The organism is Paeniglutamicibacter sp. MACA_103 (assembly GCF_045798555.1).
Taxonomy (GTDB): Bacteria; Actinomycetota; Actinomycetes; order Actinomycetales; family Micrococcaceae; genus Paeniglutamicibacter.
This window is the reverse complement of the sequence record NZ_JBIXLN010000033.1, coordinates 1-13,833: the sequence shown is the minus strand read 5'-3', so window position 1 is coordinate 13,833 and position 13,833 is coordinate 1. Positions and strand designations below refer to the sequence as shown.

Here is a 13,833-nt window from a genome sequence, read left to right as displayed (position 1 = left end):
AGGGCATCCAGCGGCCGCCCTGTTTCGCCTGTTAGTGTTCCAAGGGTTGTCCAAAACGCTGGGAGTTTATGTTGCAGAAGAAGTGGATTCTTTCCATGTCCCTGATCGCCTCGCTGGCGTTCATGACCGGGTGCAGTGCCGCTGACAAACCGGCACCCGCCGCCGAGGCCAGTGCCCCTGCCCCGGAAGCCGCACCGTCGGATGCCGCGGGCCCGAAAGCAGATGTTTCCGGCATCCCCGAGATCGTTGCCGAGGTCAACGGCGAGAAGATCACCCAGGCCGACTTCGTCCGGATCTACGAGGGCCAGTTCCCCCAGATGGTGCAGCAGGCGCAAGCCTCGGGGCAGGAGCTTGACCAAGGGCAATTGCGCAAGCAGACCGCGGAGGGCCTGGTCAACACAGAGCTGCTGATCCAGCAGGCGAAGAAGAAAAAGATCTTCGCGACGTCCAAGGACCTGGACCAGGCCCTAGGCGACGTGGCCAAGAGCAACGACATGGACGCCAGGGCATTCCTGGCGACCATGGAGAAGCAGGGGCTGGACGAGACCGCGGTTCGCAGCCAATTGAAGACCCAGCTTGAGGTCGGGCGGCTGGTCTCCAAGGAGGTCGGGGACTTCACGCCGAGCGAGAAGGAACTCAAGGACGCCTACCAGGTCGTGCTCGAGCAGTACAAGGGACAGGCCACCGCCGATGCGGCGGCACCGGAGGCGCCGACCTTCAAGAAGATCAAGCCCGAGCTCGAGCAGCAGCTCAAGCTCCAAAAGGAAGGTGCCGCGGTGAAGGACTACGTCGCGGTGCTGCGCAAGGACGCCAAGGTCACCATGCACATGTAGGACCGCCCGGCCGGCCGGGCGGGCTCAGTTCCCTGCGTCGTCGTCCAGGTGCGCCAGCAGTTCGGCCTCGGCGCGGTCCAGGTAGCCGCGCAACGAATCGGCCGCCTCCTCGCGCTTTCCCTCGGTCAGCAATGCCACCAGCCCGGCGTTGAGTTCCACGTAGTGCGAGTGGAAGTCGGGGGCATCGCCCATGGCATGGAAGACCAGGCGCATCTGCGCCAGGACCTTGGTCATAAGCTCCTGCAGGTGCTGGCTGCCGGTGGCGCGGACCAGTTCCTCGTGGAAGCACTGGTTGGCATCCGCCATGCTGGGAATGTCCCCGGCCGCCAGGGCCTTGCGCGCGTCCACGATGACCGCGGCCAGCGCCTCGACGTCCAGGTTGGGTCCCCACAGGGCGGCCGCCGGCTCGATCATGCGCCGCACCCCGTAGATCTCCCGCACGCCCTCGGGGCCCGGGGAGGAAACAAACACGCCGCGGTTGGGGATCCGGGTGATGACCAGCTCGTGGTCAAGGACCGCGAAGGCCTCGCGCAGGGTGTTGCGCGAAACCCCCAGCGCATCGGAGAGGGCCTGCTCGGACAGCTTGGCTCCGGGAAGCAGCTGCCCCTCGGCGATCCGTGAGCGCAGCACCGCGGCAACCCACGCGCCCGTGTGTGCGTGGGTCGACCCCTCGGCCAGGGGCAGTGCTGAAATTATGGCGTTCACTGGCATCCTTCCAATCTAATCCAAGCCCGGCCCGGCAACCCCAAGCGTTAAGCGATGGCCCCGAGCGCCTCGCCGCGGCCGATGGCGGTTCCCGGTTCCTGGGCGCCGCGGGTGAAGGTCCCGGCGCGGTGGGCGGTGATGTTCGATTCCATCTTCATGGCCTCCAGCACCGCCACGGTGTCGCCCTCGGCCACGGTGGCGCCGTCCTCGAGCACCCACTTGACCAGGTTCCCGTTCATGGGTGCCGCCAGCGTTGCGGCATCCGCGGCGGCCGCCACGTTCCCGGCCGCCACCTCCATGGCGGCGCCGTTTCCGCCGTGGCGGATGGCCTCGACCAGGGAGGCCGGCAGGCCCAGGTCGATGGCCTTGCCGTCGACCTCGATGGTCAGGGTCTCGCGGGCCGCATCGGGTTCGGCGGCGGCGATCTCCGGGCTGGCCGCGAGCTCTTGCGCGAACTCGGACTCGATCCAGGTGGTGTAGACGCCGTAGCGCTCGTCGTTGGTGAAGTCGGCGTTGCGCACCACCGCGCGGTGGAAGGGCAGCACGGAGGGCACCCCGGCGATGACCATCTCGTCCAGCGCCACCTTGGCGCGGCGCAGGGCCTGGGCGCGCGTGGCCCCGGTGACGATGAGCTTGGCCATGAGCGAGTCGTAGTGCGAGGGGACCACGGAATTGGTGCGCACCCCGGAGTCCACGCGCACGCCCGAACCGGTCGGGGCCTCGAAGGCGGTGATGCGGCCGGGGCCGGGCAGGAAGCCGCGGGCCGGGTCCTCGGCGTTGAGGCGGAACTCGAAGGAGTGCCCGGTCGGGGTCGGGTCTTGCGTGAGGCTGAGGGGATCCCCGGCGGCGATGCGGAACTGCTCGGCGACCAGGTCCACGCCGGTGGTTTCCTCGGTGATGGGGTGCTCGACCTGCAGGCGGGTGTTGACCTCCAGGAAGGAGATCAGCCCGTCGGGGGCCACCAGGTACTCGACCGTGCCGGCGCCGTGGTAGCCGGCCTCGCGGCAGATGGACTTCGCCGAGGCGTGGATGGAGGCGCGCTGCTCATCGCTCAGGAACGGGGCGGGGGCCTCCTCGACGAGCTTCTGGTTGCGGCGCTGCAGCGAGCAGTCGCGGGTGCCGACCACCACGACGTTGCCGTGCATGTCGGCCAGGACCTGGGCCTCGACGTGGCGGGGCTTGTCCAGGAAGCGCTCGACGAAGCATTCGCCGCGGCCGAAGGCCACGGTGGCTTCGCGGACGGCGGATTCGAAGGCGTCGTCGATCTCCTCGAAGGTGCGCACGACCTTGATGCCGCGCCCGCCGCCGCCGAAGGCCGCCTTGATGGCCACCGGAAGGCCGAACTCCTGCGCGAAGGCGCGGACCTCGGCCCCGGATGCCACCGGTCCGTCGGTGCCCGGCACCAGCGGGGCCCCGGCGCGCACCGCGATCTCGCGGGCGGTGACCTTGTTGCCCAGCGCGCGGATGGATTCGGGGGAGGGGCCGATCCAGGTCAGCCCGGCGTCCATGACCGCCTGGGCGAAGTCGGCGTTCTCGGAGAGGAAGCCGTAGCCCGGGTGCACCGCGTCGGCGCCGGAGCGGGCGGCGACGTCCAGGATCTTGGCGATGTCCAGGTAGGTCTCGGCCCCGCTGGAGCCGTGCAGGGCCCAGGCCTCGTCGGCGCGGCGCACGTGCAGCGCGTCGGCGTCCGGGTCGGAGTACACGGCCACGGACACCAGCGAGGCGTCCGCGCAGGCCCGGGCGATGCGGACGGCGATTTCCCCGCGGTTGGCGATCAGGACTTTCTTCATGGGGTGGTTCCTTCGTGGCTGGCGGCGCGGGCGGCCCGGGGCGCATGCGGGTTGTGGGTGAGCGGGTCGACGAGTTCGAAGCGCAGCTGAGCGCCCGGGGGCAGCTGGGCCGCCGCGGGCAGGTCCTCGGCGATGACCCCGGCAATGACCGGGTAGCCGCCGGTGACCGGGTGGTCGGCGAGGAAGAGCACGGGCAGGCCCGAGGGCGGGACCTGCAGGGCGCCGACGGCAACACCCTCGGAGGCCAGTTCCCCGGTGCGGATCCGTTCCAGGGGGAAAGAGCCGGCCGGTGCGGCCAGGCGGACGCCGACGCGGTTGGACTCGGCCGAGACGCTCCAGTCCTGCCCGACCAGGCGCTGGAGCCCGGCTTCGCCGAACCAGTCCTCGCGCGGGCCCGCGCTGATGCGCAGCGTGTAGACGCCGTGTTCATCGGGCACCGGCAGCGTGGAGGGCTCCGGGTTTCCGACCACGTGGGATCCGGTGACGGTGCCCACCGGCAGCCGCGTGCCGGGGGACACCGGCGCGGGGCCGATGCCCGACATCGAGTCGGTGGAGCGCGAGCCGAGCACCGGGGCGACGTCGATCCCGCCGCGCACGCCCAGGTAGCTGCGCAGCCCGAAGCCGGCCGGGAGCAGGGTGAGGGTTTCCCCGTCGAGCAGGGCGAAGGGCGCGTTCATCTCCGCGGTGCGCTCCTCCTCGTGGAAGTCGTCCCCCTCCACGGGGGTGATCAGCAGCCGGGCGTTGGCCCCGGTGACGGCCAGGACCGTGTCTCCCTGGGCACGCAGGACCAGGGAGCCCAGGAGGTTCTCGAGGACCGCGGCCCCGGCGGTGTTGCCCACCAGGCGGTTGGCGGCCCGGGCGGAGGAGGTGTCCGCGGCCCCGGCGGCGGAGACCCCGAGGTTTCCCAGGCCCGGGCGGCCCAGGTCCTGGATGAGGGACTGCAGCCCGGGGTCCAGGATTTCCAGGTGCGCCGCGGCCGCGTGCGGTGCCGGCTGGGCGTGGGCGGTGTGGGCGCTGAGTTTCAGCGAGGTGCGCGAGGCGGTGAACCGCACGCGGTCCTGCGGGCGGATCAGCGCGGGGTTCTCGCGGTCCAGGTCCCAGAGCACCGCGTCGGTGTGCCCGATCAGCTGCCAGCCGCCGGGGGACTGGCGCGGGTAGACGGCCGAGTAGTCCCCGGCCAGGGCCACCGCTCCGGCGGGCACGACCTTGCGCGGGGTGTCGCGGCGCGGCACGTTCAGCTCGCGGTTCTCGCCCAGCAGGTAGGCGAAGCCCGGGGCGAAGCCGCCGAAGGCCGCGCGCCAGCTCTGGCCGGTGTGGGAGTTGACGACGGCCTCGACGCTCAGCCCGGTGAGCCTGGCGACCTCGGCCAGGTCCTCCCCGTCGTAGTGCACATCGACGGTGACCAGGGATCCGGCGTTCTCCGGAGCCGCGCCCAGTTCGAGGGCGGGGACGGCCGCGGCGATCCTCCGGGCGCTGGCCCAGGAGTCGGCCTTGATGAAGATGGTGGAGGCAGCCGCCAGCACGTCAAGCTGCCCGGGCAGCGGCGAGGCCTCCAGCAGGGCGCCGAGGGCCAGCACGGAGTCGAGGTCGGAGAGCTCGACGAGCACCGAGCGCGTGCCGGCAAAGCGCGTCGCTGTCACGCTCATGCGAAGCTCTTGATGGACACGCCGGCGTTTTCCAGTCCGGCGCGCACCGCCGCGGCCATGGCGACGGCGCCGGCAGTGTCCCCGTGCACGCAGATGCTCTCGGCGTTCATCGGGATGACGGAGCCGTCCACGGCAACGATGGTGGACTCGGTGGCCAGACGGATCATGTTGGCGGTGACCTGTGCGGGGTCGTGCAACACCGCGTTGGCCTCGCGGCGCGAGACCAGGGTGCCGTCGGGGTTGTAGTTCCGGTCGGCGAAGGCCTCGGCGACCGGGCGCAGGCCCGCGGCCTCCGCCTTGGCCAGGGCGACGGAGCCGGGCAGCAGCAGCACCGGCAACTCCGAGCCGAAGGCGCGGATGGCGTCGACGACGGCCTGGGCGTGGGCCTCGTGGTGCACGATGGTGTTGTAGAGGGCGCCGTGCGGCTTGACGTACTTGATGGAGGAGCCGGCCGCGCGGGCCAGGGCCTCCAGGGCGCCGAGCTGGTAAAGCACGTCGTCGGCCAGTTCGGTGGGGGAGCAGTCCAGGAAGCGTCGGCCAAAGCCGGCCAGGTCCCGGTAGCCCACGTGCGCGCCGATGGTGACACCGGCGGCGACGGCCTCGCGGCAGGTCTGGGCGATGACGCTGGGGTCCCCCGCGTGGAATCCGCAGGCAACGTTTGCCGAGGATACGGAGGTGAAGATTGCGGCGTCGTCGCCCATCACCCAGTTGCCGAAGGATTCCCCGACGTCGGAATTCAGGTCGATGTAAGGCATTTGTGACCCCCGTCTCGTGTTGTGGTCCCTTAAGAATGCACTAAGAACGAAGATTGTTCAACAATCTTTCGCCACCAGTTTCCCCGGGCGCTCTTTCCCGGCCGCGCGATTCGCCATGGCACATCGGATCGCGGCCAGCCTAGGATGGGAAAACTACAGGGCGTGACGCCGCAAAGCGGTGTCGCACTGAGCAAGGGACGCGGGACATGAGATTCATTTTTGAAGTCGACATGAACACCGAGGCGATGAAGCTGGACCCCGAGGCCGAGCTCGGCCGGGCGCTGCGCTACTGGGCCGGAAACCTCAAGAACTACCCCATGGAACCCGGTGCCGGGGAAGACGTCTTCGACAGCGAATACAAGCCCGCCGGCAGCTGGGCCATTGTCGACGACTGAGTCCGTCTCGGACGCATGATCGGCGCGCCCCGCCCCGCGGGGCCAAGCGGCTGACAGAATTGCACTCGTGGATATCCAAATCATCACCACCGTTGTTGCCGGGTTGCTGTTGGCCGTCGCCGTCGTGGGAACCATCGTCCCCGTGCTTCCGGGCAGCCTGTTGGCCGTCGGCACGCTGTTGGCCTGGGGCTGGATCGTGGGCGGCCCGGCCGCCTGGTGGTGCGCCGGGATCGGCATGGCCCTTGCGCTCGCCGGCTGGAGCGCTTCGACGGTGCTGACCGGCAGGAACCTGAAGCAGCAGAAGATCCCGCGCGGTTCCATTGCCCTGGCCATCGCGCTGGCGGTCGTGGGCATGTTCCTGATCCCCGTGCTCGGCCTGTTCATCGGGTTTGCCGTGGGGTTGGTGCTGGGGGAGTATGGGCGCCGCAAGGATTTCCCGGCGGCGCTGCGCGCCTCCGGCTCCGCGCTCAAGGCCATGGGGGTCGGCGTCCTGGTCGAATTCGGCTGTGCGGCCCTGGCATCCTCGGTCTGGATGATCGGCGTGATCGCGCACTTCACCACGCGCTGAGGCGCGGATGTGCGCGGGGCCACGGGAATGTGGCGGTCCAGGCCACAGACCCCTGTGAGCTTGCCAACCGAAAGTGCTTATTAGCGCTTTCGCCAAAAAATCGGACGTAATCTCAATATTGTAACGATTGAGAGATTTGCGGGTGTCGGCTTCCCCGCCAGGTGATTTTAAAGGGGTAGGCAATGCGGTTGGCGCGTCGAACAATGCCACTAGGCGAAGATATCTTGTTGGCCCGACACGGGTCCAACATTGCCGAAATGACCCAGGATCGCAAGAACAACCTGACCCGTGCCCGACTGATCGACGGCAGCATCGACACGGCCTCGAACTTCCTGGTGAGCCTCAACGCCATGGCCGCGGTCACCCCCGCCGAGCGCCTCAGCAAGGTCGCCGGCGACTACTCGGCCGACCGTCTGTCCGTCAGCCGCTCGGAAATCCGTTTCATGGCCAAGCTCTCGGCTGCCTGGGGCGTCGCCTCGCTGGCCTTCATCGGCGGAATGAGCTGGGTCATCTACAACTACGGCGATCCCGCAATGCTCATGCAGGTCATGGGTACCCCGCTCTAGGCGCCACCACACTTTTCCCCTGCCGCCCCGCCGGGCCGCACCCCTTTAGGGTGCGAGTTCCGGCGGGGCGGTTTTGCGTTCCGTGGAACCTGACGGCTCAGCGCCTGCGGAACGAAAAACGTCCCACGAGCCAGCCAATGAGCAACACCGCGCCCAGCGAAATCCACAGCGGCGCGTTCAGGTCCATGAAGAGCAGTTCGATGCGGACCCGCTGGCGGTTTTGCAGGATGAAAACCAATGCGGCGATGGCGCCCGCGATCGCCACCCAGTTTTTGGCGGTCAGCCGCGAGAGGAAGCGAAGGGCCGGGTTCTTACTGGTGGAGGGGGTTTCGTTCATGTCGCCAGACTATCCCCGAAGCTCCCCGGGGCCCGAAATCCTCGCCGTCAGGGCTTCCCTGCATGCGCGAGAAGCCCGGCGATGATGGCGCGCAGCCCGGCATGGAACGCCGCGTCCGCGCTGTGTTGGCCGGTGGCGCGTTGCGCCTCCAGGGCGCCTTCGAAACTTGGCATCTTTCCGGCGTTTTCGCCCGGGTCGAAGATGTCCAATGGCGCGGTGGCATCCAATGCTGATCCGAAGATGAACGATTCGAGGGCCACGATGGCCGGGACTATCTCGGCCTGCTTCCAGCCGGCGCGGGTGAAGCCCGCGGCCACTTTTTCGTACATTTCCAGCGTGCGCGGCGAGCCTGAGACCGGCAGGACTGCGATCAACGGAATCAGCGGGGCGTGTCCGGCGAAAATGTCCCGGTAGGTCACCGCCCATTCCGCCAGCGCCTCATCCAGCGGCAGTGTTTCAAAGACAGCGGAATTGACGCCGTCCATCACTATTTCCTGGATCCACTGCATGAGTTCCTGCTTGGACTTCACGTGGTTGTACAGCGCCGAGGGGGAGACAGCCAGGGACTTTGCCACCGCCGACATGGTCAGCGTCGAGTAGCCCCCGGTGACGACCAGTTTCAGCGCCGCCCGGGCAATGAGGTTCCGGTCAAGGACCACCGACCTCGGCCGGCCGGCGCGGCGACGTGGCGCCCCCGCGGGGGCTCCTGCTTCTTGGTTCAAAGTCCGCTCCTGACGTGGCCTACTTCACAATACTGCACAACATGGTCTAGCATGGAACCAGTCTAGTAAATGAACGTCATTCATTTAAAAACCGAAAGAAGTGGAAGCCATGACAACCCTGGATCGCGACGTCGTCATCATCGGAGCGGGCCCCTCCGGCCTGACCGCAGCCTATGAGCTGCGCAAGGCCGGCAAGACCGTGGCAGTGCTCGAGGCACGCGACCGCGTGGGCGGACGCACCTGGAGCCAGGACATGGACGGGGCCACCATCGAGATCGGCGGCCAGTGGATCTCCCCGGACCAGACCGGCCTCTACTCGCTGATCGAGGAACTGGGCATCGAGACCTTCGAGCGCCACAAGGAAGGCGCCTCCGTCTACCTGGCCGAAGACGGCACCCGCACCGTGTACACCGGGGAGGACTTCCCGGTGGCCGCATCCACCGTGGCCGAGATGAACAGGCTCATCGCCGAAATGGACCGCCTCACCACCGAGGTCGACCCCGACGCCCCGTGGGAACACCCGCAGGCGGAAGAGCTCGACAAGATCTCCTTCCACCACTGGCTGCGCAGCATCTCCGGCGACGAGGTCGCCTGCAACAACGTCGGGCTGTTCATCGCCGGCGGCATGCTCACCAAGCCCGCACACACCTTCTCCGCGCTGCAGGCATTGCTGATGTCCTCCTCCGCCGGATCCTTTTCCAACCTCGTCGACGAGGACTTCATCCTCGACCGCCGCATCGTCGGCACCATGCAGGGGGTCTCGATCGCCGTGGCCGAGCGCCTGGGCGAGGACGTTTTCCTGAACAACCCGGTGCTGAGGCTCGACTGGTCCGAGTCGGGCGTGACCGCCCATGGTACGGATGTGAGCGTCAATGCCAAGAAGGTCATCATTGCCGTTCCGCCGAACCTGTACTCGCGCATCTCCTACAACCCGCCGCTGCCGCGCCGCCAGCACGTGACCCACCAGCACCAGTCCATGGGCCTGGTCATCAAGGTCCACGCCGTGTACGCGACACCGTTCTGGCGCGAAGAGGGGCTCTCGGGCACCTGCTTCGGCCCGTCCGCGATCGTGCAGGAGGTCTACGACAACACCTACCACGGGGAATCCACCGGCACCCTGGTCGGGTTCATCTCCGACAACCAGGCCGACGCAATGTTCGAGCTTTCCGAGGCCGCACGCAAGGAAGCCATCCTCGCGGACATCGCCAGGTACCTGGGCCCCCAGGCCCTGGACCCGTCCGTCTTCTACCTCTCGGACTTCGCGGCCGAGGAATGGACCCGCGGCGCGTACGCCACCAGCTACGACCTGGGCGGCCTGTTCCGCTTCGGTCCCGACCAAAACAAGAACGTCGGCCCGATCTACTTCTCCTCCTCGGATTTGGCAGGCGAGGGCTACCAGCACGTCGACGGCGCGGTGCGCATGGGACGGCGCACCGCCGCCCGCATCGTTGCCGCGGTCGACGGTACGGAATACGACGGTGACTACGACGGCGTCGTCTCCAAGTTCGGCGCACTCGCGGCATTGGACGCCTAGGCATCATGCGCTATCTCGTTGGATACACCGCGGACGCCCGCGGCGCCGAGGCAATTGCCCTGGCCGCCGCGCTGGGCGGCCCCACCGCGCACCTTGACCTGGCCATCGTCCTGCCCGAGGCCACACCGTTCTCCGCGGTGTACCCGGGCGGCGACCACGGGTATAGCTCCATCCTGGCCGACAAGGTCGACCTGTGGGCGAAGGAAGCGCTTGCGCTGGTGCCCGAGGGTGTCAGCGCCCGCGTGATCGCCCGCGCGGTTCCGTCGCCGGCCCAGGGCCTGATGGCCGTGGCGACGGAGACCGGTGCCCGGGCCATCGTGCTGGGCGGCCGCAAGCGCCACGTGGCCGGCTTCTTTGCCCCGGGATCGGTGGCCAGCGCACTGCTGCACGCCTCGCCGATTCCCGTGGCCATGGGTTCCCCCGAGGCTGTTGCCTCGTTGGAGAAAGCCGACGGCCAGCTTGGCCGGGTCACCGCCTTTGTGGGCACCCGGCCCGGGGCCAAGGCAGTGGTGGAGGCGGCCGCGGCCGCCGCGCACCACCAGGGGCTGCCGCTTCGGGTGGTGTCCCTCGTGGCCCAGGACGATGCCGACGCAAGTGCCGAGGACCTGGACTCCGCCATCGCCCGGGCCCGGGCGAGCGTCGCGGAGGTCGTGGCGGAACTGGGCGTCACCGCCGAGATTTCCATTGCCTCGGGCACCGGCATCGACGACGCCATTGCCGAGTTGGGCTGGCAGGACGGGGAAATCGCCGTCGTCGGCTCGAGCCGCCTGGCGCGCAAGCGCCGGCTCTTCCTGGGCTCCACGGCCCAGCGCATGTTGCGGACCCTGCCGGTTCCGCTGGTGGTGGTTCCGAAGAACTTCAAAACGGGGCCGGCATCGTCCTAGCACCAATCACCGCATGACGGTGCGGCACTGCCCCCCATGTCCTTGGGGGACTGTGCCGCGCCGCCTGGCTGAAGGAAACCAATTATGAGCCGTGAAACAACGATCGATACCCGTGCCGCGCAAACGGACACGTCGGGCCTGGGCAACAAGGGCCTGTCCAAGGGGACCGTCGGAGTGCTGGGCGCCGTCGTCATCGGCATTTCGTCCATCGCCCCCGCCTACACGCTGACCGCGGCCCTGGGGCCCACGGTCGCCGAGGTCGGCACCCAGCTCCCTGCCATCTTCATCGCGGGGTTCCTCCCGATGCTCCTGGTCGCCCTGGGCTACCGCGAGCTCAACAGCGCCATGCCCGACTCCGGCACCTCGTTCACCTGGGCCACCCGGGCGTTCGGGCCCTGGATCGGCTGGATGGGCGGGTGGGGCCTGGTCGCCGCCACCATCATCGTGCTCTCCAACCTGGCGGCGGTCGCCGTGGACTTCTTCTACATCCTGCTCGCCCAGCTCACCGGCAACGACGCCATCGCCGAGCTGACGACCAACCTGTGGGTCAACATCCCCACCACCCTGGTGTTCATCGCCGCCGCCTGCTGGATCTCCTATCGCGGCATGCAGACCACCAAGGCCTTCCAATATTGGCTGGTCGCCTTCCAGCTCATCGTGCTGACCTGGTTCGCGGTCGCCGCCTTCGGCCACGTCAAGAACGGCACGGCCTTCGACGCAACGCCCATCTCGCTGGACTGGTTCAACCCCATGGCGGTTCACTCCTTCGGCGCCTTCGCCGCCGGAGTCTCACTGTCGATCTTCATCTTCTGGGGCTGGGACGTCACCCTGACCATGAACGAGGAAACCAAGAACCCGGACAAGGTCCCGGGCCGGGCGGCAACGCTCACGGTGCTGATCATCATGGGCATCTACATGGTCATCTCACTGGCCGTCATCGCCTACGCCGGGGTCGGCGACACCGGGCTCGGCGCCGGCAACCCGGAGAACCAGGAATCGATCTTCGCCGTGCTGGCCGGACCGGTCATGGGCCCGTTTGCGATCCTGATGTCCCTGGCCATCCTCTCATCCTCGGCAGCCTCGCTGCAGTCGACCCTGGTGTCCCCGGCCCGCACGCTGCTGGCCATGGGTTACTACAAGGCGTTGCCCCAGGCCTTCGGAAGGATCTCCCCGCGCTTCATGTCCCCGTCGGTGGCAACCATCACCGCGGGTGCCGCGGCGGCCGGCTTCTATGTCATCACCCGACTGCTCAGCGAAAACGCGTTGTGGGACACCATCACGGCCCTGGGCCTGATGATCTGCTTCTACTACGGCGTCACCGCGCTTGCCTGCGTCTGGTACTTCCGCCGCGAGGCCTTCGACTCGCTGCGCAATGTCTTCTTCAGGTTCCTGGCCCCGCTGCTGGGAGGGGTGATCCTGCTGGTGATGTTCGTGAGCACCGCCCGCGATTCGATGGACCCCGACTACGGTTCGGGCTCCAACATCGGCGGCCTGGGCATGGTGTTCATCCTGGGCGTCGGGGTGCTGCTGCTGGGAGTGGCCCTCATGTTCTGGATGCGCGTGCGCAGCCCCGGGTTCTTCAAGGGCGAAACGCTCAAGCGCCTGAAATAGCCAGGACCCACGCCGCAGCTGCCCGTCGGATCGCGACCCCGTGTCGCCGGCGGGCAGCTGCTTTTCCATGCCCCTCCGGCAACCCTGCGGCGTCCCCGTGGCGGCATGGGAGAATTGAGGCGGCGGCACGGAATCGTCCGGCCCCGAATACACCCTTGATGAAAGAGAGTCATGAGCGAGGAACTTGTGGTGCTGTTGGCGGCCGACGGCACCCGCATCGGCACCGAGTCCAAGGCGAGCGTGCACACCGAGAACACCCCGCTGCACCTGGCGTTCTCCTGCTACCTTTATGACGAAGAAGGCCGGATCCTGATGACCCGGCGCGCCCTGGGCAAGAAGACCTGGCCGGGGGTGTGGACCAACTCGTTCTGCGGGCACCCGGGGGCGGACGAGTCGTTCGAGGATGCGATGATCCGGCGTGCCCAGCAGGAACTTGGCACGCTCATCACCGATATCCGCCCACTGCTTCCGGACTTCGCGTACCGGGCCGTGGATGCCTCGGGCATCGTGGAAAACGAGATCTGCCCGGTCTTCGCCGCCCGGATTGACGGGGACCTGGATCCCAACCCCGACGAGGTTGCCGAATACGCATGGATTGCCCCGGCTGACCTGCTGGCGGCGTCCGCGGCGGCCCCCTTCGCCTTCTCCCCATGGTTGCTGGAGCAAATCACCCAGGGCTCGCTGTTGGAGGGCCGGACATAGCGGACACTGAAGCTAGGGGTAGTGTCAGCGGCCATGTCAGTCCGCAGCCGTTCTGAAGCCGCAGTTGCTGCTGGATGAGTCGGGGGTGTTGGAGCTTCTGGCAGCGACGCGGTAGCGGTTGCAGTAGGAGTCGTGGCAGAGATAGGAGCCCCCGCGCATAACGCGGCCTTTGCCGATGGTGGGTCCTTGAGGGTTGGCGGTGGGGGAGTTGTAGTAGTACTTGGGCAGGAACCAGTCGGCGCACCATTCCCATACGTTGCCGCTGACTTCGTACAGTCCGTATCCGTTGGACGGAAAACTGCGTACGGGTGCTGTGGCGAGGTAGCCGTCCTCCCGGGTGTTTACTTCCGGGAAGGTCCCTTGCCAGATGTTGCAGTTATGGGCGCCGTCAGCCGTGAGTAGTTCGTCGCCCCAGGGGTACCGCTGTTGTTCGAGGCCTCCACGGGCGGCGTATTCCCATTCGGCCTCGGTCGGCAGGCGCCGTCCGGCCCACCGGCAGTAGGCGAGGGCATCATAGTGGGAGACCTGGACAACGGGGTGATCCGGGATCTCGGACCAGTGCCGTCCGGGACCGGTTGGGTGGGCCCAGTCAGCTCCTTTGACGTTGAGCCACCACGGGGAACCAGCCGCGGTGCCTAGGATATCTTTCTTCTCCGCCTGAAGTACTAGTACTTTGTCTTAGCTAATATTCTGTGGAAATGGTGTCATTCTTGGGTGTGCGGGTTTTCGTCTACCACCCGCAAGGAATTGGGACAGGCCATGGGAAGAGCAAAATCACGTCCGGT

Annotated in this window: 14 protein-coding genes and 1 pseudogene; 8 read left to right on the top strand and 7 right to left on the bottom strand. The window is 67.6% G+C overall.

The window, feature by feature from the left end:
• The first annotated feature begins 68 nt into the window (after window positions 1-68).
• Window positions 69-833, top strand: a complete 765-nt coding sequence (locus tag ACIPVK_RS15320; RefSeq protein ID WP_407612842.1) for a SurA N-terminal domain-containing protein — start codon at window positions 69-71, stop codon at window positions 831-833.
• 24 nt (window positions 834-857) lie between these two features.
• Here the strand turns inward: ACIPVK_RS15320 and ACIPVK_RS15315 are convergent, their stop codons facing one another.
• The 4 genes from ACIPVK_RS15315 to ACIPVK_RS15300 are packed head-to-tail and all read right to left on the bottom strand — an operon-like array spanning window position 858 to window position 5,729.
• Window positions 858-1,544, bottom strand: coding sequence for a GntR family transcriptional regulator (locus tag ACIPVK_RS15315; protein ID WP_407612841.1), 687 nt, complete (start codon window positions 1,542-1,544; stop codon window positions 858-860).
• A gap of 41 nt (window positions 1,545-1,585) precedes the next feature.
• Window positions 1,586-3,328 carry an acetyl/propionyl/methylcrotonyl-CoA carboxylase subunit alpha gene (locus tag ACIPVK_RS15310; protein WP_407612840.1) on the bottom strand — a complete coding sequence of 581 codons (1,743 nt, stop codon included), beginning with the start codon at window positions 3,326-3,328 and terminating at the stop codon, window positions 1,586-1,588.
• Window positions 3,325-4,974, bottom strand: coding sequence for a carboxyltransferase domain-containing protein (locus ACIPVK_RS15305; protein WP_407612839.1), 1,650 nt, complete (start codon window positions 4,972-4,974; stop codon window positions 3,325-3,327). Before ACIPVK_RS15305 ends, ACIPVK_RS15310 begins: the two co-directional genes overlap by 4 nt.
• Complete coding sequence (locus tag ACIPVK_RS15300; protein ID WP_407612838.1) at window positions 4,971-5,729, bottom strand: LamB/YcsF family protein; 759 nt, start codon at window positions 5,727-5,729, stop codon at window positions 4,971-4,973. Before ACIPVK_RS15300 ends, ACIPVK_RS15305 begins: the two co-directional genes overlap by 4 nt.
• A gap of 206 nt (window positions 5,730-5,935) precedes the next feature.
• Between ACIPVK_RS15300 and ACIPVK_RS15295 the strand changes: the two genes are divergently transcribed.
• From ACIPVK_RS15295 to ACIPVK_RS15285, 3 genes are all read left to right on the top strand, one after another.
• Window positions 5,936-6,124, top strand: a complete 189-nt coding sequence (locus ACIPVK_RS15295; RefSeq protein WP_407612837.1) for a hypothetical protein — start codon at window positions 5,936-5,938, stop codon at window positions 6,122-6,124.
• Between the two features lie 67 nt (window positions 6,125-6,191).
• Window positions 6,192-6,692: a DUF456 domain-containing protein gene (locus ACIPVK_RS15290; protein WP_407612836.1), complete on the top strand. Its 501-nt coding sequence runs from the start codon at window positions 6,192-6,194 to the stop codon at window positions 6,690-6,692.
• A 257-nt stretch (window positions 6,693-6,949) separates the two neighbouring features.
• The gene (locus ACIPVK_RS15285; RefSeq protein ID WP_407612835.1) at window positions 6,950-7,258 is read left to right on the top strand and encodes a hypothetical protein; all 309 of its coding nucleotides are present in this window, start codon (window positions 6,950-6,952) and stop codon (window positions 7,256-7,258) included.
• A 97-nt stretch (window positions 7,259-7,355) separates the two neighbouring features.
• Here ACIPVK_RS15285 and ACIPVK_RS15280 read toward each other — a convergent pair whose 3' ends face one another.
• Both ACIPVK_RS15280 and ACIPVK_RS15275 read right to left on the bottom strand, forming a co-directional pair.
• Entirely contained in the window at window positions 7,356-7,595 is a 240-nt protein-coding gene (locus tag ACIPVK_RS15280; protein ID WP_407612834.1) for a hypothetical protein, read from the bottom strand.
• A 47-nt stretch (window positions 7,596-7,642) separates the two neighbouring features.
• Window positions 7,643-8,317, bottom strand: a complete 675-nt coding sequence (locus ACIPVK_RS15275) for a TetR/AcrR family transcriptional regulator (protein ID WP_407612833.1) — start codon at window positions 8,315-8,317, stop codon at window positions 7,643-7,645.
• A gap of 109 nt (window positions 8,318-8,426) precedes the next feature.
• Here ACIPVK_RS15275 and ACIPVK_RS15270 point away from each other — a divergent pair, with 109 nt between their 5' ends.
• From ACIPVK_RS15270 to idi, 4 genes are all read left to right on the top strand, one after another.
• On the top strand, window positions 8,427-9,851 hold the full coding sequence (locus ACIPVK_RS15270; protein ID WP_407612832.1) for a flavin monoamine oxidase family protein: 1,425 nt from the start codon (window positions 8,427-8,429) through the stop codon (window positions 9,849-9,851).
• Window positions 9,852-9,856: 5 nt separating this feature from the next.
• Entirely contained in the window at window positions 9,857-10,735 is an 879-nt protein-coding gene (locus tag ACIPVK_RS15265; protein ID WP_407612831.1) for a universal stress protein, read from the top strand.
• 84 nt (window positions 10,736-10,819) lie between these two features.
• The gene (locus ACIPVK_RS15260) at window positions 10,820-12,346 is read left to right on the top strand and encodes an APC family permease (RefSeq protein ID WP_407612830.1); all 1,527 of its coding nucleotides are present in this window, start codon (window positions 10,820-10,822) and stop codon (window positions 12,344-12,346) included.
• A 171-nt stretch (window positions 12,347-12,517) separates the two neighbouring features.
• The gene (idi, locus tag ACIPVK_RS15255) at window positions 12,518-13,048 is read left to right on the top strand and encodes an isopentenyl-diphosphate Delta-isomerase (RefSeq protein ID WP_407612829.1); all 531 of its coding nucleotides are present in this window, start codon (window positions 12,518-12,520) and stop codon (window positions 13,046-13,048) included.
• Window positions 13,049-13,084: 36 nt separating this feature from the next.
• Here idi and ACIPVK_RS15250 read toward each other — a convergent pair.
• Window positions 13,085-13,708, bottom strand: a pseudogene (locus ACIPVK_RS15250) (formylglycine-generating enzyme family protein); the annotation flags it as partial.
• Window positions 13,709-13,833: the final 125 nt, after the last annotated feature.

Excerpts from the sequence above, each read along its gene's own strand:
- ACIPVK_RS15265 (WP_407612831.1), top strand. The coding sequence starts at position 9,857 with ATGCGCTATCTCGTTGGATACACCGCGGACGCCCGCGGCGCCGAGGCA.
- ACIPVK_RS15295 (WP_407612837.1), top strand. The coding sequence starts at position 5,936 with ATGAGATTCATTTTTGAAGTCGACATGAACACCGAGGCGATGAAGCTG.
- idi (WP_407612829.1), top strand. The coding sequence starts at position 12,518 with ATGAGCGAGGAACTTGTGGTGCTGTTGGCGGCCGACGGCACCCGCATC.
- ACIPVK_RS15315 (WP_407612841.1), bottom strand. The coding sequence starts at position 1,544 with ATGCCAGTGAACGCCATAATTTCAGCACTGCCCCTGGCCGAGGGGTCG.
- ACIPVK_RS15260 (WP_407612830.1), top strand. The coding sequence starts at position 10,820 with ATGAGCCGTGAAACAACGATCGATACCCGTGCCGCGCAAACGGACACG.
- ACIPVK_RS15310 (WP_407612840.1), bottom strand. The coding sequence starts at position 3,328 with ATGAAGAAAGTCCTGATCGCCAACCGCGGGGAAATCGCCGTCCGCATC.
- ACIPVK_RS15285 (WP_407612835.1), top strand. The coding sequence starts at position 6,950 with ATGACCCAGGATCGCAAGAACAACCTGACCCGTGCCCGACTGATCGAC.
- ACIPVK_RS15270 (WP_407612832.1), top strand. The coding sequence starts at position 8,427 with ATGACAACCCTGGATCGCGACGTCGTCATCATCGGAGCGGGCCCCTCC.
- ACIPVK_RS15320 (WP_407612842.1), top strand. The coding sequence starts at position 69 with ATGTTGCAGAAGAAGTGGATTCTTTCCATGTCCCTGATCGCCTCGCTG.
- ACIPVK_RS15300 (WP_407612838.1), bottom strand. The coding sequence starts at position 5,729 with ATGCCTTACATCGACCTGAATTCCGACGTCGGGGAATCCTTCGGCAAC.
- ACIPVK_RS15280 (WP_407612834.1), bottom strand. The coding sequence starts at position 7,595 with ATGAACGAAACCCCCTCCACCAGTAAGAACCCGGCCCTTCGCTTCCTC.
- ACIPVK_RS15305 (WP_407612839.1), bottom strand. The coding sequence starts at position 4,974 with ATGAGCGTGACAGCGACGCGCTTTGCCGGCACGCGCTCGGTGCTCGTC.